The organism is Paenibacillus sp. EKM10P, assembly GCF_011800655.1.
Lineage (GTDB): Bacteria > Bacillota > Bacilli > Paenibacillales > Paenibacillaceae > Paenibacillus > Paenibacillus polymyxa.
Window position 1 is genome coordinate 269,810 of the sequence record NZ_JAALET010000002.1, and the last position, 19,674, is coordinate 289,483.

The window sequence follows — 19,674 nt, forward strand, 5'->3', positions numbered from 1 at the left end:
TTCAAAATATCGTTTATATATAACAGCGGATAATGGTAGAACTGCTGGATATACTTGTATTGGTGAACTGCAGTTATTCGGTTATAAAGAACCAGTAACTCCGGATATACCCGAAATGGGGAATCGTGCGATACTTATAGTGACCATGATTACTGGTCTTGAAAAAGAATTTGATCTCTCAATGGATGAAGTATATTCCTTTATCGAATGGTATGAAGGAAAACAAGCTGGAACAGGTACAGCATCATATGCCATTGATAAGCACAATAATAACAAAGGTCCATTCAGTAACCGAAATGACTATGTTATATTCAACAAAATACTCACGTTTGAAGTAAGTGAATATTCAACTAAATAAACAACAAAGGACTCCATACTGGTTACATACCAGCGAGTCCTTTTTCACATCTACTCTAAATTCAAACTGGTTCCGTATATAATAAGCTCTGGCAATTTTGACCGAATCAGGCGAAAACTTTTCTATAGTGCCACCATAGTCTATAACCGATATCAACTCATCGCCTAACGACTGAACAACGTACACCTTTACCTGGCTTAATGCAGCTGCAAATAGTTCGATATCGGACTTCAAAACTTTATATGTATGGTTCAAGCTGTTCACCTCAGATAGTTATTATGCTGTATGTGTGGTAATTCCTGCACTAAAGAAAGCCCTACCAACTATAAGGTTGGCAGAGCTTTAGCTTTAGCTTTAGCTTTAGCTTTAGCTTTAAAATCCTCCAATGGTAACGTTAGGCTGAATACTATGGTGGTGGTTAAAGGCTTGATCCGGCCCAGCAACAATAAACAAAAAGCTAGCCGCGATGGTCAGTAGTACAATTTTTCTCAGCATTGGTCATCCACTCCTCAAACAGGGTTCAGGCCCCACCAATCGGATCATAGTATGGAGTAACCTGGTGGCTATTCGACTGAACAGGTACAGTAACAATAAACAAAAAACTAGCTGCAATGATTAGCAGTACCATTTTTTTTAACATTGTCTAACCACACCTTTTCAATGAATTTTGAGTATTTTTCCTTTGTTTCGGGAATTGCATGAGTGCGGAAATGCTCAAACATTCCTACACAGTTTAAATAATAAGTCTCATTATTCAATGTATGATAACTTTCCAAAGAATACATCAAATATTTAAAACCATCTTCGTACGAACCTTGATGTAAATAATATTAAGCCAGCTCATAACCCAAACGCGCATACTGCTCTGGTATAACTTGTTTCGTATACATATCCGTTGATGGCTGTTGCACAAAAGAAGCAATAATCGGTTCAAACCGTTTAATTATATCATTAACGTCTAACTTATATTGGTTAGCTGCAAACATTACGTTCAAAAGCTTTACAATCATTTCCTTATCGACTTTATCACTTGATGCAATAATATAATGAACATAATCGTTTAGCACGTTTATATCTCCAGATAAAAGCTTATATACGTACGTGTTACCTTCTGCCCAGTTTTGGAACAAACCCATCCAGTGTTGGGTGTCCTCGTCCTTCTCCAAAACCCAATCTAAACTAGCGTAGGCGTATGTATACTGGAGAGCTTGGTGGTAATCGCCTTTAGCTTCGCAAGAACCTGAACACAACAAATCAGCATAAGCAATGTACACAAACAGTGGACGACTTAGTTTCTTGGAAGACTCATCACACATTCGACTCTGCTGTTGATGTTTCATCGAATATTGGATTTCCGCCTTAGCTCTCATTTTTCGAGCTATTTCATCAACCTTGTCCCATTTACGCAATGACCTGTAAACGTTAGCTAAATCCTTCAGCGCGTCAAGCTGTTCCATTTCATCAAGACGTTCCACAAAGGGTTCAAGTAGCGTTGCTGCCTCGAGATTACGGCTTTGAGCCTCTCCAACTTGAATTTTGAATATACGATATTGGCAGATTGCCAAACGTTCAGAATGTTGATATCTCTCTGTTTCAGCCACCCCCTCATAGAGCAGCAATGCAGCCTCATGTCGTCCCTGCGACAATAATTCTTCCGCTATTTCAAATAGCTTGGGTGAGTAGAGTAGATTGTCCATGATAGCTCCCACCACTCGACGGATCGCATCCAACTTGTCCAACTCCGCACACCGAAACAAAAATGGCTCGATACGCCTCATATTCGGAGGATGGTCGATGATGAAGTTTTCTATAAACAGATCGTAAAACTCCCCTTCTGGTAAACCCATAGCCTCAGTGATTCGGTCAAGCTGGTTAACAGACATTGACTTATTCCCTGACACAATAGCACTTATTATTCCCCTATTCATGCCTGCAAGTTGTCCGAATTGCGCTAAGCTCAACCCTTTTTGTTGTATGTATCTATCTAATTCTGCTCGGATCGTAGGTGTATGCTTCATATCATATCCACCCTTCATACAGAAATTCCAAACTTTATATATTATTGCATTCTATTGTTGTTCATAATTTAACAGTTGTCAATAAGTTTTGAAATATTTGTCATGCAATATTCAAATGAAATATGTATTTTCTAATATTAATGGTTTGTTACCATTTTGTTAATAATAATGTACATTTTATTCCTTTTTATGTGGTATGATTGGTTATTAGTACAAATTATACCATTCGAGAGGACGGTTTTTGATGAACTTTAAAAACACAGCAATTATCCTTACAAGTGCTTTGGCTCTAATGGCAGTAGCTCCAGTAGCTGCTTCTGCCGCACCAGTTACGGGGGTTACATTCTCGAAGGATCACGGAGGTATAGTTATCCAAAAAACTGGCCAAGAGGTACATGAGGTTCTTGGTGGGACAAGTCCAACGATGGAATTAACTGTTGAGAAGGGTTATGGACATGTAAGGATTAGAGTTCAGAATACAGGAACATCAAATCTCACTTGGAGCTTGCAGGGTAACGGGAAAGAATATGTCTATAAAACTGTTGGCAAACGAGACTCATTAACGTGGACTAGCGTTAATTCATTCCCTAATGGAATGCCTTCAGGGAAATATGTAATTCAATTCAGAGCGGGCGGTAACAACGTTGAAGGCGAAGCTTGGGCTACTACTGGTCAGTTCACAGGAGACATTAACTAACCGTTACTACAACGCCTTGGAGATAAATCCAAGGCGCTTTATGTATTCAATGTTGCCATACTTAGTGTCTAGCAAAAGCCCAGCTAACCTTAGTGGATTAGCTGGGCTTTTCATTATTTAACGATAAATTCAACTTTTGTTCCATCCTCATACTTATCTAACTGATGACTTACCCATGATCCTGCTCCCCGGTTATCACTAGGAGTTATGTATCGAATATCAGCACCTGCACCACCTTCTGTACACATTGCCATTGGCCATTCATCTCTGTCATATCCTTTTTTAGTCGGATAGCCTTTGAGCGATTCCTTCCTGTTTTCTTCCGCTCCATCACGGTCAATCGTACATACAGCAGAATGTCCGGCTGCTATTGCATCTCTAATATGCGCCCCAGTTTCAGGGTAACGTGAACTTGGGAACTCCAACGTATACCCAGTTGCTGCTTGTTGGCTGATTGCTGCTGGTTCAGCGTAAACGCCTTGTACGGAAAAAATAGCAGCTAGTAAAATACGATTAACCCTCTTACGATTCCTTTTATCATATGACACCTCCATAGTATTTAGCCTTCTTTATACTAATTGAAGAGTCATGTCGAAGTATCGCATATGTTGTCACATAATAAAAATAAAAATTAAAATTCACCATTAAACTTTATTTTGAATATATAGACATAAATGTTTAGACATTCCTTTATGATAATTGTATTCTTACTTAGCAAATAAAACAAAAAGGGGCTCTAACATGAAAAAAATATTTTTCTCTTTACTCTCTATCTTTTTTTTAGCTTCAATGTTTGCAAGTTCTTCTTTTGCTAGCTCAAGTAATGTTAACTTAATTCCAAAAATGACATGGAATAACATTCCTTCTGGAATTGCTAGTGCTAGTAGCAGTTGGAGTGATAGTCACCAACCATGGACCGTATTTGATCAATCCCTTAATGATAACGGGTGGTCTACAGCTGTAAATGGCATCCCTGGATGGATTGGTTACCAATTTGAAAAACCAGTTGTTGTGAACAAATATGTATTACAGGCTCGTGGAGGTAATAATTACAAAGCTGAATCTCCAAAAGATTGGACTTTTGAAGGCTGGGATGGAGCATCATGGGTGGTTCTCGATACACAAAAAAATCAAAGTAATTGGGATCAACCCGTAAAAAAAGAATTTACATTTAGTAACACAAAAGAATATATAAAATATCGGCTAAATGTATCAATGAATAATGGGCAAAGTATTCTGACTCTTGGAGCTTTTGAGATGTATAATACTAACCCAGTTGCTCCACCTACAACACCTGATCCATCTACAACACCTGACCCATCAACAAAGCCTGATCCATCTACAACGCCTGGATCATCGGATACTGATGGATCATCGCAACCTACTGGAGACCGTGCTATTCTGACTATAACAATGGATAATGGATTTGATAAAGAATTCGATCTAAGTAAAAAAGAATTAAGTGCCTTCATCGCCTGGTATGACGCTAAAGATGCCGGAAGAGGTCCTTCATTCTTTGCCATTGATAAGCACAATAATAACAAAGGTCCATTCAGTAACCGAAAGGACTATGTAATATTCAATAAGATTCTTACGTTTGAAGTAAGTGAGTATTCAACTAAATAAACAACAAAGGACTCCATACTGGTTACATACCAGCGGAGTCCTTTTTCACATCTACTCTAAATTCAAATTGATTATGGATGAAATAAGTTCCGTTTATCTTAATTGACTCCGGTGTAATTTTATCAACTGATCCACCGTAATCCACAATATCTATCAAATCCTCATCCAATGACTGCACCACGTATACTCTTACCTGACTTAATGCAGCTGCAAATAGTTCTATATCTGACTTTAACACTTTAAATGTAAGGTTCATGCTGATCACCTCAATAATTCATTCGGCACATGGTGATAAATTCCTGCAAACAAAAAGATACCCCACTAGCACTGCTAGCAGGGTCATTACACGTTTTTTAGGAGTTGTACTGAGTGAATTGAAAAAAAAGTGTGTGTGGTCCAACAGCCTTTTCTTAACAAAATTAAATCCAAAGTGATTTAGTGATAATAACCAACAAGATAAAGAGCACTAATATTGCTCCTGTAGAAGTCCACATACCACCAACTGGAGCTGGAGTTGTGTTGTTGTCACATCCACTCATAGCTTTAACCTCCTTTACTTGTTGTACACCTTAATATATGTATCAATTCGTATAGTGACAGGGTATATAGGTAAACAAAACAAAGGCTCACACCAGATAAACCGGCAGAGCCTAAAAACAACTTTTATAAAATGGTTAATGTTAAGATAACTACCAACAAAATAAACAGTGCCAGGATAACAGTTATCGACATCCAAACTTTCCTGTCAGTATTCCCTCCACCTCTTTCAGCTCCACTCACACATAACGCCTCCCTTGTTTACTCCACAGGTTATGTGAGACATTGTTTAGGGAATGGACTTCTAGGTAAACAAAAACACCCCACCAGCATATGCCAGCAGGGTATCACCGATGCTTTCGGATTTTTATGATATTCTTACAAAATAGATCAGTTCTCGGCGGGGTGCTTTGAGATAAAACTATCAACACTGGTTTGTAACAAAAGAGCATCAATTTTGGATTTTACCAAATACAGGAAATTGTGTCCTTCAGCAATCATTCTGAAATCTTCAATATTGAAAATCAATAATTGATACTCGTTCATCTAATCTCTCTTTTTGAAGGAAGAGTTTCTTCGTAAGTCCTATAGCAGAATCCCATCCTCCTCTTGCAGCCATCCCATGATAAGAGAAAAGAAAACCAAATCTTGAAGAATTGGTGCAAGTCAAAGAGTATAATTTACCAACCCAAGTAACACCTATCGTCTTATTATAGTTTTTGCATTCCGATATTAGAAACCTACTGTTTTTTCGATTTACGGGTAAAAAGCTTTCAAAAAGTTTTCCTTTGAAATTGAAATCGACAAGTTGATCAATTTCATTTGTACTGTTACGAATATTTTCATGAACTTCAAAGAACCCTGATTTTTCCCAGAGAAAAGAAACCAATTTCTCTAAGGCTTTTCCTTTTTGAAGAGTGTTATTCTCTCCCTGTTCTTTTTTAGTTTTTGTCACTTCTTTTTTATTTACTTTTTCTAAATTAACTAATAATTTTTTATACTCTGAAAGATCTTCATCATTTAGTCTAGAAAGAGTATTGAAATGTTCTTCCATCTCGTCAATATCTGCAAACTTAAGATATTCATGTGGGGAAAGACCGACGTTACTCATCAAAGATCACCTTGTATACTGCTACACTATTTTGAATAGATGTTAATTCTGAATCGCAGTTTTCGCAATAATCAGACTCAGGAATTTCGCCAATTGTATTGTATATCTCACCAGTAAATCGCCCACAACGATGACAATATACTTCAAAGACAACAATAATAATCTTTAAACGCTTGATTATTTCCAACACTTGATATGCGACTGACATAGTTACATTCAATCGCCTTATCAAGACACCTGGATAAATAAGCTGCCCCTTTTTATACGTTGATAGGATCTTCAGTAGATCCATCATCTTCCGATCTGGCAATATCTTCGAGTCGGTCAAACTCGATTTTATTCTTGATAATATAGTCGGTGACATTATTCATCTTCTCCATATTGGATTGTTGTCCATAATACTGCAAAAAGCTATATTCCTGATTTAAATAATCGTGTTTAAACTTAACTGTTGTGCTTTTGCCTTTGTCAGTACCTTTCCATATTAATGCTATCCATGGCAAGTTGGCATTTGTCTCAATTTCTGCGATGAAACCATCAAGAATTTGCTTAATTTCTGGGCTTTTATCAAAAAGTTCTTCATGCGACCTGATTAGTTCTTTGAGCTCCCCAAGCAAGGGAAGTATATAGTTTTCATCAGCCCCTGTATCAAGAACTGCCTTCCCTCCATTGGGTAAACTCATGGATTGAGAGTGTACGCTTACTTCGTCTTGCTCAAGAGTCTTAATGATGTAGTCGATCACAGCGGGGAAATTGATGTTTTCGAACTGACAATTTAGGTTCCTTTTAAACCAATTTAACACAAGTTCAATTTGTTGAGTGTAAAAAAATTCATCATCTTGAAAATAAGGTTTAACTCTATCCAATCTAATTTCAAGCGCTTTAAGATGTTTGTGATAGACAGCAATAATAGGATATTTGTATTGCTTCTTGATTTCAGTATTGGGAGGAAACCCTGAAAGAAGTCGGCTAAATTTAAACATGATAATATTCCCACTTGCATATTTAGTGGGAATGACTGATTTATATAATTTTTCATCAAAAACGTAATCATTGGGACGATTATCCGAAAAATAATCAACAATCCCCCCCTGATGCTAGCCCTACTTCGATAAGAGTTTCATCAATCTCAGTAACGGAAAAGACAGCTGCAAACTTATACGATTTCAAAAACTCGTCCTTTTCGACGTGTCTCACCACCGTTTGAGCTCTTGCAATTCCTTCTGAAAGTTGATTCCCTTCATCTTCAATGTCTGATAAGTCCAAAACATTTTTCCCTTCAGCAGTTTTTTTGCTCTTTTCAAGCCTCACTACTTCATTTTTTTCCATTTCTTTCAATAATTTTTTTCTCGCATATTTCGGATAGCTTTCACTAACGGTTGAGGAGAGAATTTCCGAATAATTCGGAATAACTTGAACACCTTCTGCTGTTGGATTCATTATTTTTTCTGTCATTCATTTCACCTATTATCTGTATATTTTGATTTTTCACACCTAAAATATACCATTAGTGAACTCATATTGGAATCTTTTTTTACCATACTTTTACTTATATTTATAATTATACAGAACAAATGTTCGTATTTCAAGTAAAAAAATAACCCCGCAGCCGAAGCTAGCAGGGCACTTACTTATAGTTTATTCAGCAGTAGCAGGCGCTTGTACTGACTCTGCTGGTACCGGAACAGGCTCTGGTTCAGGGTGAACTAGAGCGTTTGGCGTTACCTCTACTATAGCCTGAGCCAAGAAATCATTAAGCTTTGCAGCCAAACCAGATACTGCTTCCTTAGCTGCGGCTTGTGCTGCCTCCTCGTTTGTCTGTGCTTCAGTAGCCAATACTGCTTTTGTTTTGGTCTTATACTCCAGATATGCTTTCTCAATCGCGGATTTTAGCTCTACTTGGGATACAACGATACCTTGACTGGAAAGTGTAAGTGAAGCATACTGCAAAGCCTCCTGAAGCTTACGTTCTCCCCCAGCTTCTTTAAATGCTGTTTGAGCAAAAGCAAAGCCCTCCCCAACAATTTTATGGATTACTTCCCTCTGTGCCGCCGTGGTACGCGCTTCTAGCCACACGTTAACCTTAGTCTTGAGTTTGTTCAGACCTCCTAAAACAAATGCTGTAAGCACACCCGCAGCGGCTGTGACGATGGTATTTACATAAGGTTGTACAGTTTCGATAATTGTTTGCATGATTACTTTTCCCCTTTCGTTTTCAACGACGCGATTTTATTTTTTGAATCCCAGGACACTATTGCGCCGTAAGCCTCTGCAATAGGTTTGAGTTGTACGTATGCGGTACCCTGTACAAGTTGGACCATTTGCAGCTTGGCTCCGTTTAGATAAGCTTCCTTGTGTGCATTATCCCAGTGATATGACAACCCCATAGCATTAGCAAGCACCTTCAGCGGTACATATGTCCTGCCATCAAAGAGCAGCGTCTTCCCTGCCTGTTTACCATTTACGACGAACGTACCGGACGTGACTGTCTCCGGCTGCTCAGGGCGCTTTGTGAATCGTTCTCGTAGTTCGTCCGCCGTGCCATCATACTCATTCATATCCACGTTCCCTATTATCCCAGCTATCTTACCGCTATCGCTGTACTGCCAAATATCCCAGCGTTTCCACGTCACTGTATCGCTCGGTACACGCGTTTCACTGTATCGGGCTATCCATAATGGGTAACCGCCCAATGAGGCGTTAAAATTGGTTGCGAATGCATTGCCTGTATAGATAATGGGCTTGCGTCCTGTAATTCGCTCCAGCTCCAGTAGAAAGGCCAAAGCTACAGCACTAATAAGCGTTTTAGACAATTTGCCGGGATTGTTTTCATAGTCCATTACAGGCGGCAAGTCAAGCGTTTTCCCTCCGCCTACCTGTTCCAATACCTCGGCAAAATGCCGCGCTTCTGCTTTGGCTGCCTCAACGTTGGTTGCGTCTACAAAGTGGTATGCTCCCAACAATACCCCGGCTGCTCTGGCTCCTTTTGCATTCGCGGTGAATGTTGGATCAATGTAACGATGCCCCTGGCTGGCCTTAATGAAGTCGAATGAAATACCATCTGCCTTGACCGCCTTCCAATCAATCTTTCCTTGATAACGGGATACGTCGATCCCTCTTACATTACGACTGTTTCGTCGTTGCATCCTCTTTCTCTCCTTCCTTACCACTTTTACTTTTCAAAACTTCTACGGTCTATCGGGCCACGAGAGGGATAGGCGCTCCAAGCCTGCCTCCATTCTCAAGAATCGAAAGCAGCTCATTTGCCATATAAAAATAGGCGACCGCATCCCTGAATAGGTGCGAATCGCCTAAGACTCCATCAATCAGATGGGATACTGCTACCATTGTAAAAATAAATACCTTTCGAGCAATACCAATAAGACCAATCTTACTTTTTAAACCAGGTCCAGTACTCTTCTTACCTTCTGCACCAGCAGCAAATAATCCAATCACATAATCAATAATAACCAGAGTAAACACCGCCCCCAATACTCCCGACCACCCACCGTAAAAATACGTCACAACGCTAACTAAAGTGGCACTGAATTTAAAAATCTTCCACTTATCCAACCTTCTTCCACCATCTCAGCTCAGGAAAATTATCCTGCCCCCTCTTCGTTTGGTTTCTTTCCCTTCAATTACTGTTCATTTATCTCTGCTAATGCATTTCCTACCGTAATATCCAAACCTATAGGTATTTCTTTCTGGCGTGCTGGTTGCAAAGCAATGACAGCAGAAGATTGTTGAATAACCGTAATCAATCTAAATAGCATGTCGATCTACGCAAGGCTTCAGCCTAAACGGAACTAACACAGGTTGTAGTTAAATTACTATTGTGATAAACTGGATGTAATTTGATGATGGGAGTTGAACGGATACATGTAGAACTTTCTTGCCTCGAGATCACGAAGAGAACGGACGCAGCGATTGGCTGTGGTCGTTTTATTTCATCTCTGCAAGAAAGGTCTGCATTTCGTTTGCGCTCCCTCTCCGGACAGTCATACGGCCCTTTAGAATGGGGTCTTATTTCCTCGTATGGATTAGAGCCGCAAGAAAGCACCTTTCTTGCGGCTCTTTTTATTTCCAAACGAAAGGATGATTGCCATGCCCGCCATTCAGGTAACCAATCTTACTTTTGCCTATCCAGGCAGCTATGACCCTATATTCGAAAATGTTCATTTTCAAATTGATACAGACTGGAAGCTGGGCTTTACGGGGCGAAACGGTCGAGGTAAAACGACGTTCTTAAACCTGCTGCAGGGGAAGTACGAATACAACGGTACGATCTCCACACCAGTTGCCTTTGATTATTTTCCATTTCCCGTCGAACACCCGGAGTATTTGACCTTAGATGTCGTCGAAGAGATCGTACCAAGCTTTGAGAACTGGAAGCTGATGCGTGAACTGAACCTGCTTAAGGTTTCAGAAGACGTGTTGTACCGACCATTCGAATCGCTGTCCCAAGGAGAACAGACGAAGGTATTACTAGCCGCGCTCTTCATCCAAGACAATCGATTTCTGCTCATCGACGAGCCGACCAATCATCTCGACTTGCACGCACGCAAGCTTGTTGCCGATTATCTGAATACTAAGCGCGGTTTCATTCTTGTTTCACACGACCGGGCTTTTCTCGACCGCTGTGTGGATCATATTCTAGCGATCAACAAAACGAATATCGAAATCCAAAAAGGCAACTTCTCCAGCTGGTGGACGAACAAAACTCGCCAAGATACATTCGAAATGGCACAAAACGAAAAGTTGTACAAAGACATACAGCGTTTATCAGCTTCCGCTAAACGTACTAGTAGCTGGTCTTTCGAGACCGAAAAATCGAAAAACGGCACACGAAATTCCGGTTCCAAACTTGACAAGGGGTACGTCGGGCATAAGGCAGCCAAAATGATGAAACGCTCAAAATCCATTGAACAGCGGCAACACACTGCTTTAGAGGAAAAATCAAAACTGCTCCGAAATATCGAACACTCAGAAAGCCTTGCGATCTCTCAGCTCGTGTATCCCAAATCGGAACTGGCGATGCTGGATCACGTCACGATTTACTACGGGGAAAGAGCAGTTTGCAAGAACGTTAGTCTGACGATTGAACCAGGAGATCGGATTGCAATTTCAGGCCCAAATGGTTCAGGTAAGTCTAGCTTGCTTCACCTGCTCAACGCTGAGGAGCTGCACTATACAGGTACGTTTCAACGGGATCCGCAGCTTCGTGTTTCCTATGTATCCCAGAATACTTCTCATTTGCGAGGTACGCTTTCCGATTATGCAGCAGAGCACAGAATTGACGAAAGCTTATTTAAAGCCGTGTTGCGTAAGCTAGATTTCGCCCGCATCCAATTCGAGAAGGATATATCGGCGTTCAGCGGCGGGCAGAAAAAGAAGGTTCTGATCGCGAGAAGCCTATGTGAGGAGGCTCATCTGCATATTTGGGACGAACCGCTCAACTTTGTCGACGTGATTTCCCGGATGCAAATTGAGGAGCTGCTGCTTGAGTACACGCCAACCATTGTATTCGTGGAGCATGATCGGGAATTTCATGACCGTGTCGCCACGAAAACGATTGAACTCGGTGGGGATTAGAATTTTACAAAGTGACTTGGAGTAAGACATAATTTTAATGGCAGAAAGCTTAGCACCATAACTTTTATAAAAAGAGAAAAGATTGAACTAAAGGCACGCAATAGTTAAATCAAACATCGGCAGTCTAGGATTTTATTTTTTCGTCCACGGCTGCCGATGTTTTTATTGAAGACAGTTTAATAGTTATCTTACTAAGACTGAGAGGCTTATATTATTCTACAGCGGACTCGCTTCTTCTGCTCTACTCTCCCTGTCAATCCTATAAGATTTTTAAGACATCCACTTATCTCTTTTATTATATTAGTTTGACAATTTGGTTGGGTTAATCTCTTGTGGGAAAGTATCTTCAAAACAATCCTTTTTCTCATATAAATTGTACCAAGCCTCAGCAATAAGATCTGGATCTCCAGCCGTACCTGCTTGTATGACAGTGCCAATTGAAAGATGACCGACATATATGCCTTTTTCTTTCAACTCAAAATGCAAATTTGTAGCATAATTACGAACACCACTCATTACCATACCAACATTTCCAACAGACGGGTAGGAAACCATTGCAGATATTCCGGTGGTCAATAGAATTGCACCCGAAGCATTATTTATCATATCTGGTATTACTTCATTCACAGAAAGAACGGCAGGGAGTAAGTAACCTTTTACCTGTTCTAACACATCTTCTGCTGTTGTTTCTAACACATGCTTGAAATGCGTAGGTCCTGCATAGGGACTAAATTCCAAAACATCAATATGACCAAAGTCTTGTTTAACAGCATCTAATGCTTGTTTTAGTGCTGGCAAATCCCTGACATCCGCTTCATAAGATTTCGCTTCAATATTTAGCTTCTTTAGTTCGTTCACGATTATGGCCAATTTCTTAGGGTTACGCGAAATGACAGCAACCCTAAATCCTTTCTCCCCAAATTTTTTTGCAAGGGACAACCCCAATCCAGGTCCTGCACCGATAATTGCTATAGTCTTCATTTTATACAAACTCCTTTTTTTGTGGTATACATATAACAACACGTGTTGTTTTAACATCTTAAATTCAATACACAAAACGAACAACCAACAATATAGTTACCAATGTTGCTATAGCAACAATATTAAAGAATTATTGGGTTAGGAGTGAATCAATTGGGGACAAAAGTAAGAAATTTACGAACAACTTATACTAAGGAATCTTTAGTTAACGCTTTTTTTAATTTAGCAACTAAGAAGGATTTTGAAAAAATAACAGTGGCAGATTTAACAGAGGGAGCGCAAGTAAATCGAGCTACTTTCTACGCACATTTTAACGATAAGTACGATTTATTGAATTACATTATGGGAAATTCCGCTTCAAATGCTATTGCAAAACGGACAACAGGATCAATAAAATTGGATCAAGAAAGTATAAGTCAACTTGTTTTAGCTGTTTGTGATTTTTACCAACAACCGAGATTACAATGTCGCCAAAGTAATATAAGTTTAGTAATACCCCAATTAAAAGAAAAAATATTGAGTGAGTTGAAATTGTATTTGCTTAAGAGCATAGAAAACTTATATACAGATATGGAAAAAGATCTATTCGTATCTATTTATGCGAATGTAATTCATGAAGCTGGTTTTTTATGGGCTTCCGGAAAAGTAAAATTGGACAAAGAAGAAATTGCTAAGAAAATTTCGTTATTCGTATTAGGTGGGCAGAACTCTCTTTAATGCTGGCTTATACCCACTTGCTTGATTTTTTTCATCCTCTCTCCCACCAGATAAGAAGCAATAAAAAAACACAAGCATTGCGCTTGTGTTTTTTTGATGCAGCCCATATCAGATTACTCTCGAATTTTCGTAGCAATTTTCATCAATTCGTCAAAAGTGGTTTTTAAACTGTGCTCTTCATCCACTGTTGTTTTATGCGAGCTCCCTGCGCTAAAATTGAGTACATTCCTCGTTAATCGAGTTATGCTGGTTAAGCGCTGTCCGCGATCAGGCGAAAACGCCTTTGAATGGTGTGCGTAGCCTGTGACGAAAGTTGAATTAATAGTGATTAGGGTTTAAGCCTCCTCTAATCACTTAATTTTCTTATTAAATATATACGGTAGCACCTCTAGCAACCGTCCGCGCGTAATGGGATCATCATAATTCCATGTAGTATCCACAAAATGAGTGTTACCGTTACTTAAATCGGCTAAAGCCGCGATATGTGAACAGTGAGCAACCGTTTGCAATTCCTGGCGAGGAGCCAAGACGAAATTGCGATCGCCAGCATAGTGATTTATTTGATGCTGCTGAATTTCTATCCATGCTTGCCCTTGCTCGATTAGGTGCATCACATTTGCAGAAGGACGAAAGGCAAGAGATTCGTACAAGGTGGCAGCCAATCCGCTCTGGCCCATAATATAAAGTTTTGTACCAAACTTGAGATAAACAGCAGCCGTCTCTCCAGCAACATAAGCATCTGCTAATTGCCTACGTAACCATCTTACTTTGTCCTCATATCTGGTAATCCATTTCTCTGCAGCGTTACTACGTTCAACCAGTTTAGCAATATACCGTAACCGCTCAAATAGTCTAAACTTACTGTTAAGTATAACAGTAGGAGCGATCGCATCTAGTTTCTGCAAATCTTGTTCAGGATGAACATAGCTAAGCAATAATAACTCCGGCTGTAGTTGTGCAATTTTATCTGGATCTGCCCAATGCCCAATATTATGAATATTTCGCAACTTATTGTGATAAATCACGTTATCTTTCATGATCGAGAGGGCCGCTCCTACAGGGGGGATAGCTAAAACGAGTAATTCTCCAAGCGTAAATTTGCCATCAGTCACGATACGTGTTGTATCTTTAGGAACTTGAATTTTTCTGCCAAATGAATCGATAATGGTTCTCTGCCCAGTTCGAAAATGAATATTCGAATACTCACGCGGAGTGTGTCCAGTTAATTTATGAAAGCGCCGGCTGAAATAATATTCATCCTTAAACCCAATTTGTTGAGATATTTTGCCCAATGTCTCGGTGGAATTACACAGAAGTTCTTTTGCACGGTTTATACGTAATTGGACCAAATAATCATTTGGCTTTTTGCCAGTCATTATTTTAAACTTTTGACTATATTGCCATCTGACCATTCCAGCCATGTTAGCAAGTTTTTCAACGGTTAAGTCCTCATCATAATGCTGTTCCATATACTGTACGGTTTGTTGAACCAAGTTTATCTTATCATTGTTCTGCAACTGGGAAACTTGCTCATCGAACTGAACCATCAACCCCAGAATGAGCTGAAGTCTACCTTGCATCATAGCCATTTCTGATGTGGATGGAGAGGAACAGCATTGGTTACTTATCCGTGCTTCTTTTCCTAATACTCGATTGACTTGAGAAATCAACAAATTATAGGGGGAACCACAAAGCAAAGGTGGATGAGCAACCGGCTTCAAAGTCATTCCTTCTACTTTAAAGGTTTCAAAGGTAAAGCGTACAAGCTGTGCCTCTTTGTTGCTTGATTCCATAGTATAGCGCTGTACAGGCAAAATCAGAATGCAGCTTCCTTGTCGCAGATCGATTGCAATGTTGTCTACATACAGCCGTATGCCGTGACTGAGTGCTATCAATAATGTGCATAAATCGGTTTCATTGTCATTCATTCCCTCATTGTGGCCGTTCACTGGAATTATCTGGTCAAATCGAAACCTATCATAGTGTTGCAGCCTAATATACAGGGGTGCTAGATTCATAAGCAACTCTCCAACAATTGAAAATGAGAATCATTATCGTTATTGTAACATATAAAGACCTGCTTTCAACTATAAACTATAGTTCAGCTTTTAATAGTTGGAGTATGTACTATTTTAGAAAACTAGCGATATAAAGAACTGAATGTGCCAAAATAATTTCTTACTGTTGGTCCATCCATTGTGGCATCTGTTTAAACAATTGCTCCAAAGCTAACAAATTATCTGTATTCCATTCACTAGGAATAACATGAACATTTCCCTTTTGAACTGCAGGCAAAGTTGCCCATATCGGTCTTTGGAGCAGTCGGTCAGCTTCTGTTTTACTTTCACCATCATCTTGTACAACTACAAACAAATGATCACCAGCAAATTCTGAAAGCACTTCTTCTGAAATATTAACGAAAGACACGCCTTCTTTATCAAGAATATTCTTCTGTACAGCTGATGGGACGGCAAAACCGTTCTCCCCATAAATAATAGCACCCAGGCTACGATCGCCCATAACATAAAGTGTTTTACCCAACTGATAGAAAATTGTCGCTGTCTCCCCTTCTGCTAATTGAAACTTATCAAACATTTCTTTCGACTGTTCTTTGTACTTAGCAATCAATTGAGCTGCCTCTTCCTGTTTGCCAAAGATATTTCCCATCTCCTTTACACGTTCTGTATAAGGAAGAGCAGGGTTAAAGGGGATAGTAGTAGCAATTTTCGACAATGCCTCATTATGATCTGCTTCTGCTTTGTAATAACCATTAATAATCAGATCGGGTTTTAAACTCAGAATCGTCTCTAAGTCACCCGGATTTCCAACATCAACGATTCCTTCAAGTCTACCTTCATAGTAACTAGGAATATCTTGGGGAAGGTTATTACCAACAACCGGAATGCCCATTGCTAAGAAATCACCAATTGTCTGGCCAATATAAACCACTCGTTTGGGATCTGCAGGTATTTGAACCTGTTTACCTGTTATCGTTGTATATTGAACAGTTTTCTCACTTTCCTCTTTCTGTTCATCAGACACGCTGCTATTAGCATTAGAAGTACTGCATGCCGATATTATCAACAACAGGAGGAAACTCCCTACCCAGAGTATAATTTGCTTTCCACGTTGTTTCTTCACACTTGTTGCCCCTTTCCTTCTCTCTAATAATTGAAAATGATTATCATTTAAGGCATTATTATAGGTTGTGTGAAAAGGGGAATCAATGAAAAAAACGCAACGGTTTATTTGGAAAAATGTCAATGATCGTCCCACACAAAACATCTGTTCTTGTATTTCATTTATAACTAAACAGATACGAATGAGATATATTTTAACAAATCCTCATGGTTTAGTTTATTGAGCTACCTCAACAAAGCCTCTTCTTTTGCTTCCCGTTTTACGGTAACTTTCCCCTCTAAGCCTTCCTCATCATGGTCCGTTCCTCTTCCAACATGAGATCCTTTCTAAAGGAAGTCTTTATGCATAGGTATACTCCGGTCCCAATCGTTCGATAACTCGTTCCAACTGTCTGGTTAAATAAGGCGAAACGTCACCAATGCCAGCTACTGCTTCTAACAAGGGAAAGGGTTGTCCACCCCACGGGCCTTGTGGATCAAAGACTTGTCTACCCATTTGCAAGCCTCCTGTTTCCTTGAAGATGTTCAATCGTTCCAATCCTTCAATAAGCAGCCCGACCGGCAGCGTTTTGTTCCTACGTTGGGACCATTCTGCCAAGAAGGACATACCGCGTAATATATCATATTCAAAAAACCTCGGAAAGCAAGGCTTCAGCCATTCCATATCGATGACGCTTCTATTTTGTTTAGAACATACAAGACGATGCTCAATTAAATAACGTGCTCCTTCATCTAAGAAAACGGCTTCCTGTTCAGTAAATTCACGATCTGTATGCCATAAGATAGCTTCAAGCGGAGGAAGTGTTGAAACAATAGAGCTCTTTTTAGAATGAGTATAAGCTTCAGGGTCGCAGTTCAGCCCGCCATCAGGTAACTGATGCTTTAAGAGCCATTCGCGAATCCAAGGCAGTTCCTTGTCCAAATCACAGCCATACGCCATTAGAATCATATAGTATACGGCAAGTTCACAATGGCAGCAATCCAACTTCATCTTATCACTTTCACTTGTTGGATGGTCATCGGCGGATATGATGAAGGTCGGCCAGACCTGAGTTTCGAGTAAATATTTTGCTCCGACAATAGCAGACTCGGGAATTAGTTTCACCTCTCCCATTTCATAAAGAGCAGCCATATGCCACCAAGCTCCATCCCATTTTCGACGGCTGCACTCGCCCTGAGTCATCCCCAAATGCGAAGTAGATTCAAGGAACTGTATAGATTCTTCGATTGCTAAACGAATATTTTGATTTGTTTCCATCTGGGTATCTCCTTTTTGATTATCTCTACTTCACGCTTCAGTTAACAACGACTCACTTCGTATAACCATCCACTTTTAAAAAATTCGATATGTTATTAAACTATCCTGCCCGTTAACTTAATGAAGCATCGTCAGACTATTACTTTGTTTTACAGTCTAGAACTTTAGACAATAAAAATATGACCGCAAAGGCTTTAAGCCCTTACGGTCTTATTTACTTCTGCATTCTTAGTCCAATTTCATTTTCCTCGTTTCGTCCCCGTCCATAGTCGGTCGTGACAAAATCTAAGGTACAATTGATCTTCAAACTGTTTACTATGTTCGCAATTGCTCTGCGCCGCTTATCCGCGAATGTAGTAGCTGAAATACCCGGTATGTCTTTAGCGCTGGTCTTTAACTAGAGCGGTGTTGGCTGTCACATCTGCTATCAGTTCTTGACCAGAAACTCGTTTGACAACCGATCCTTCCGCCAAAAGTAAATCATACGCAGCCATTCGGTTTTCCAACTGTTGAAGTGAGTACTCGTAATTTTTCATTACACCAATTAAGTCAGTATACTGCCATTCATCATTTATCATTTCTTTATATGATGTGATTATTTGGTGAAATCGTTATTTTTGGTAGATGAATGTAAAACTAAGCACTATAATTACCTTACACCATAGTTTGCATACGAAGATAAACAAACTAAGGAGGCTTTACTTTTGAAAAAATCTATTATCGCTTTGGCTGCTGGCACCGTTCTTCTTGGGGCATTGTCTGTACCGTCTTTAAGTTTTGCAGAACCAGTCCCAACTTCAGCAAATATTTCTTCTGAGTCACCATATACTCCGCCTCAAGGGAACAAAAAATGGGTAAGTGGCATCAGAGGTGCAACGGTTAAAGAGGATATGAAATCAACAGTTCCAACTCAAAAATTTTACATGACAGGAGGCTTTGGAGGGAATATTTCTTTATATAAATGGCAACAAAAAGGCAACAATAAAGTATGCCCATTATATCAAGGCTACATTTACAAAATGTTCCCTTAATAATAAAATTAACCCTAAAGTAAGCACTTTTTTTCATAGGTGCTTACTTTTTTATCGTTGTTATCTGCCATATTTAATCCTCACCTATCTATACTGACTACACCAACATATAACAATACAGCGCATAGTATAGAGGTATAGGCTCTTATCATGGGGTGCCCTCCGCTATCTTTTGGAGTTGATTTACGTACACTTTATAAGTCTCGTCACTATAAGCAAGCACGGCAACTCTACCAACACGATGAATCTCAATATGCTTAACTTTCATAAAAACGGAAACTCTGTTCTGTCATTGATGTTCCTCCTTAGAGATCAAAAACCAGAAGTTTAGGAAATTCTCTGCCATCGTTAATTAACTCACGGTATGTTTTATAGACATGGTCATCCAGCTACTCGCACTCATCGCATCCTTCTTAACAGCACGGTACAGTTTCGTAATCAATCTCATTTTCCAAATGCTTGTAATAGGCTTGCTCCAGATTTTCAGTAGCATTGTAATTCCGTCCAATCCTGTAGCATATTGAATGGTCGTTGCTCCCCATCTTAATTTACATGTTTTTCCACACTAATCCGCCATCTTGGCTCCATCCACTCTTTGCAGCATA

At 39.6% G+C, this 19,674-nt stretch carries 22 protein-coding genes and 3 pseudogenes; 6 read left to right on the forward strand and 19 right to left on the reverse strand.

The window, feature by feature from the left end; all coding sequences use genetic code 11:
- Positions 1–115 precede the first annotated feature (115 nt).
- Positions 116–358, forward strand: a pseudogene (locus HFE01_RS06220) (ran-binding protein 10); the annotation flags it as partial.
- Here the strand turns inward: HFE01_RS06220 and HFE01_RS06225 are convergent.
- The 3 genes and pseudogenes from HFE01_RS06225 to HFE01_RS06230 form a co-directional block, all read right to left on the reverse strand.
- The gene (locus tag HFE01_RS06225; RefSeq protein WP_107733497.1) at positions 347–613 is read right to left on the reverse strand and encodes a hypothetical protein; all 267 of its coding nucleotides are present in this window, start codon (positions 611–613) and stop codon (positions 347–349) included. The pseudogene HFE01_RS06220 and the gene HFE01_RS06225 overlap by 12 nt on opposite strands.
- Before the next feature lie 117 nt (positions 614–730).
- Positions 731–853: a hypothetical protein gene (locus tag HFE01_RS27555; RefSeq protein ID WP_258196262.1), complete on the reverse strand. Its 123-nt coding sequence runs from the start codon at positions 851–853 to the stop codon at positions 731–733.
- A 107-nt stretch (positions 854–960) separates the two neighbouring features.
- Positions 961–2,376 (reverse strand): annotated as a pseudogene (locus HFE01_RS06230) (helix-turn-helix domain-containing protein).
- A gap of 244 nt (positions 2,377–2,620) precedes the next feature.
- Here HFE01_RS06230 and HFE01_RS06235 point away from each other — a divergent pair.
- Positions 2,621–3,073 (forward strand): hypothetical protein, encoded by a 453-nt coding sequence (locus HFE01_RS06235; protein ID WP_107733496.1) that lies wholly within the window; start codon positions 2,621–2,623, stop codon positions 3,071–3,073.
- A 113-nt stretch (positions 3,074–3,186) separates the two neighbouring features.
- On the opposite strand, the gene HFE01_RS06240 is transcribed toward HFE01_RS06235, so the two are convergent.
- Positions 3,187–3,627, reverse strand: a complete 441-nt coding sequence (locus HFE01_RS06240; RefSeq protein WP_107733495.1) for a NucA/NucB deoxyribonuclease domain-containing protein — start codon at positions 3,625–3,627, stop codon at positions 3,187–3,189.
- A gap of 187 nt (positions 3,628–3,814) precedes the next feature.
- Between HFE01_RS06240 and HFE01_RS06245 the strand changes: the two genes are divergently transcribed.
- Positions 3,815–4,699, forward strand: coding sequence for a discoidin domain-containing protein (locus HFE01_RS06245; protein ID WP_243208148.1), 885 nt, complete (start codon positions 3,815–3,817; stop codon positions 4,697–4,699).
- Between the two features lie 22 nt (positions 4,700–4,721).
- On the opposite strand, the gene HFE01_RS06250 is transcribed toward HFE01_RS06245, so the two are convergent.
- The 9 genes from HFE01_RS06250 to HFE01_RS27560 form a co-directional block, all read right to left on the reverse strand.
- Positions 4,722–4,955 carry a hypothetical protein gene (locus HFE01_RS06250; protein WP_107733494.1) on the reverse strand — a complete coding sequence of 78 codons (234 nt, stop codon included), beginning with the start codon at positions 4,953–4,955 and terminating at the stop codon, positions 4,722–4,724.
- Between the two features lie 792 nt (positions 4,956–5,747).
- The gene (locus HFE01_RS06255; protein ID WP_107733493.1) at positions 5,748–6,347 is read right to left on the reverse strand and encodes an acetylglutamate semialdehyde dehydrogenase; all 600 of its coding nucleotides are present in this window, start codon (positions 6,345–6,347) and stop codon (positions 5,748–5,750) included.
- The gene (locus HFE01_RS06260; RefSeq protein ID WP_146169073.1) at positions 6,340–6,567 is read right to left on the reverse strand and encodes a response regulator; all 228 of its coding nucleotides are present in this window, start codon (positions 6,565–6,567) and stop codon (positions 6,340–6,342) included. Before HFE01_RS06260 ends, HFE01_RS06255 begins: the two co-directional genes overlap by 8 nt.
- Positions 6,568–6,607: 40 nt before the next feature.
- Positions 6,608–7,330 (reverse strand): hypothetical protein, encoded by a 723-nt coding sequence (locus HFE01_RS06265; RefSeq protein ID WP_107733492.1) that lies wholly within the window; start codon positions 7,328–7,330, stop codon positions 6,608–6,610.
- A 94-nt stretch (positions 7,331–7,424) separates the two neighbouring features.
- Complete coding sequence (locus HFE01_RS06270; RefSeq protein ID WP_107733491.1) at positions 7,425–7,802, reverse strand: hypothetical protein; 378 nt, start codon at positions 7,800–7,802, stop codon at positions 7,425–7,427.
- Positions 7,803–7,985: 183 nt separating this feature from the next.
- Positions 7,986–8,540: a phage holin, LLH family gene (locus HFE01_RS06275; protein WP_107733490.1), complete on the reverse strand. Its 555-nt coding sequence runs from the start codon at positions 8,538–8,540 to the stop codon at positions 7,986–7,988.
- Positions 8,541–8,542: 2 nt separating this feature from the next.
- Complete coding sequence (locus tag HFE01_RS06280; protein WP_107733489.1) at positions 8,543–9,493, reverse strand: GH25 family lysozyme; 951 nt, start codon at positions 9,491–9,493, stop codon at positions 8,543–8,545.
- 49 nt (positions 9,494–9,542) lie between these two features.
- Positions 9,543–9,872 (reverse strand): phage holin family protein, encoded by a 330-nt coding sequence (locus tag HFE01_RS06285; protein ID WP_481856237.1) that lies wholly within the window; start codon positions 9,870–9,872, stop codon positions 9,543–9,545.
- A 116-nt stretch (positions 9,873–9,988) separates the two neighbouring features.
- Positions 9,989–10,123 (reverse strand): hypothetical protein, encoded by a 135-nt coding sequence (locus HFE01_RS27560; RefSeq protein ID WP_279287906.1) that lies wholly within the window; start codon positions 10,121–10,123, stop codon positions 9,989–9,991.
- A 331-nt stretch (positions 10,124–10,454) separates the two neighbouring features.
- Between HFE01_RS27560 and abc-f the strand changes: the two genes are divergently transcribed.
- Positions 10,455–11,942 (forward strand): ribosomal protection-like ABC-F family protein, encoded by a 1,488-nt coding sequence (gene abc-f, locus HFE01_RS06290; RefSeq protein ID WP_107733487.1) that lies wholly within the window; start codon positions 10,455–10,457, stop codon positions 11,940–11,942.
- A gap of 300 nt (positions 11,943–12,242) precedes the next feature.
- On the opposite strand, the gene HFE01_RS06295 is transcribed toward abc-f, so the two are convergent.
- A complete protein-coding gene (locus HFE01_RS06295) occupies positions 12,243–12,923 on the reverse strand; it encodes an SDR family NAD(P)-dependent oxidoreductase (protein WP_107733486.1) in 681 nt (226 codons plus the stop codon).
- 144 nt (positions 12,924–13,067) lie between these two features.
- Between HFE01_RS06295 and HFE01_RS06300 the strand changes: the two genes are divergently transcribed.
- Positions 13,068–13,640: a TetR/AcrR family transcriptional regulator gene (locus HFE01_RS06300; protein WP_228552609.1), complete on the forward strand. Its 573-nt coding sequence runs from the start codon at positions 13,068–13,070 to the stop codon at positions 13,638–13,640.
- Between the two features lie 350 nt (positions 13,641–13,990).
- Here HFE01_RS06300 and HFE01_RS06305 read toward each other — a convergent pair whose 3' ends face one another.
- From HFE01_RS06305 to HFE01_RS27745, 4 genes and pseudogenes are all read right to left on the reverse strand, one after another.
- The gene (locus HFE01_RS06305; protein ID WP_107733484.1) at positions 13,991–15,658 is read right to left on the reverse strand and encodes an AraC family transcriptional regulator; all 1,668 of its coding nucleotides are present in this window, start codon (positions 15,656–15,658) and stop codon (positions 13,991–13,993) included.
- Positions 15,659–15,818: 160 nt separating this feature from the next.
- A complete protein-coding gene (locus HFE01_RS06310; protein WP_107733483.1) occupies positions 15,819–16,781 on the reverse strand; it encodes an ABC transporter substrate-binding protein in 963 nt (320 codons plus the stop codon).
- Positions 16,782–17,120: 339 nt separating this feature from the next.
- A complete protein-coding gene (locus tag HFE01_RS06315) occupies positions 17,121–18,038 on the reverse strand; it encodes a prenyltransferase/squalene oxidase repeat-containing protein (RefSeq protein ID WP_107733482.1) in 918 nt (305 codons plus the stop codon).
- 214 nt (positions 18,039–18,252) lie between these two features.
- Positions 18,253–18,598, reverse strand: a pseudogene (locus HFE01_RS27745) (hypothetical protein); the annotation flags it as partial.
- Positions 18,599–18,742: 144 nt separating this feature from the next.
- On the opposite strand from HFE01_RS27745, the gene HFE01_RS06325 reads away from it, so the two are divergent.
- Complete coding sequence (locus HFE01_RS06325) at positions 18,743–19,069, forward strand: hypothetical protein (RefSeq protein ID WP_031461613.1); 327 nt, start codon at positions 18,743–18,745, stop codon at positions 19,067–19,069.
- Between the two features lie 352 nt (positions 19,070–19,421).
- On the opposite strand, the gene HFE01_RS06330 is transcribed toward HFE01_RS06325, so the two are convergent.
- Positions 19,422–19,577, reverse strand: coding sequence for a hypothetical protein (locus HFE01_RS06330; RefSeq protein WP_167442848.1), 156 nt, complete (start codon positions 19,575–19,577; stop codon positions 19,422–19,424).
- Positions 19,578–19,674 lie beyond the last annotated feature (97 nt).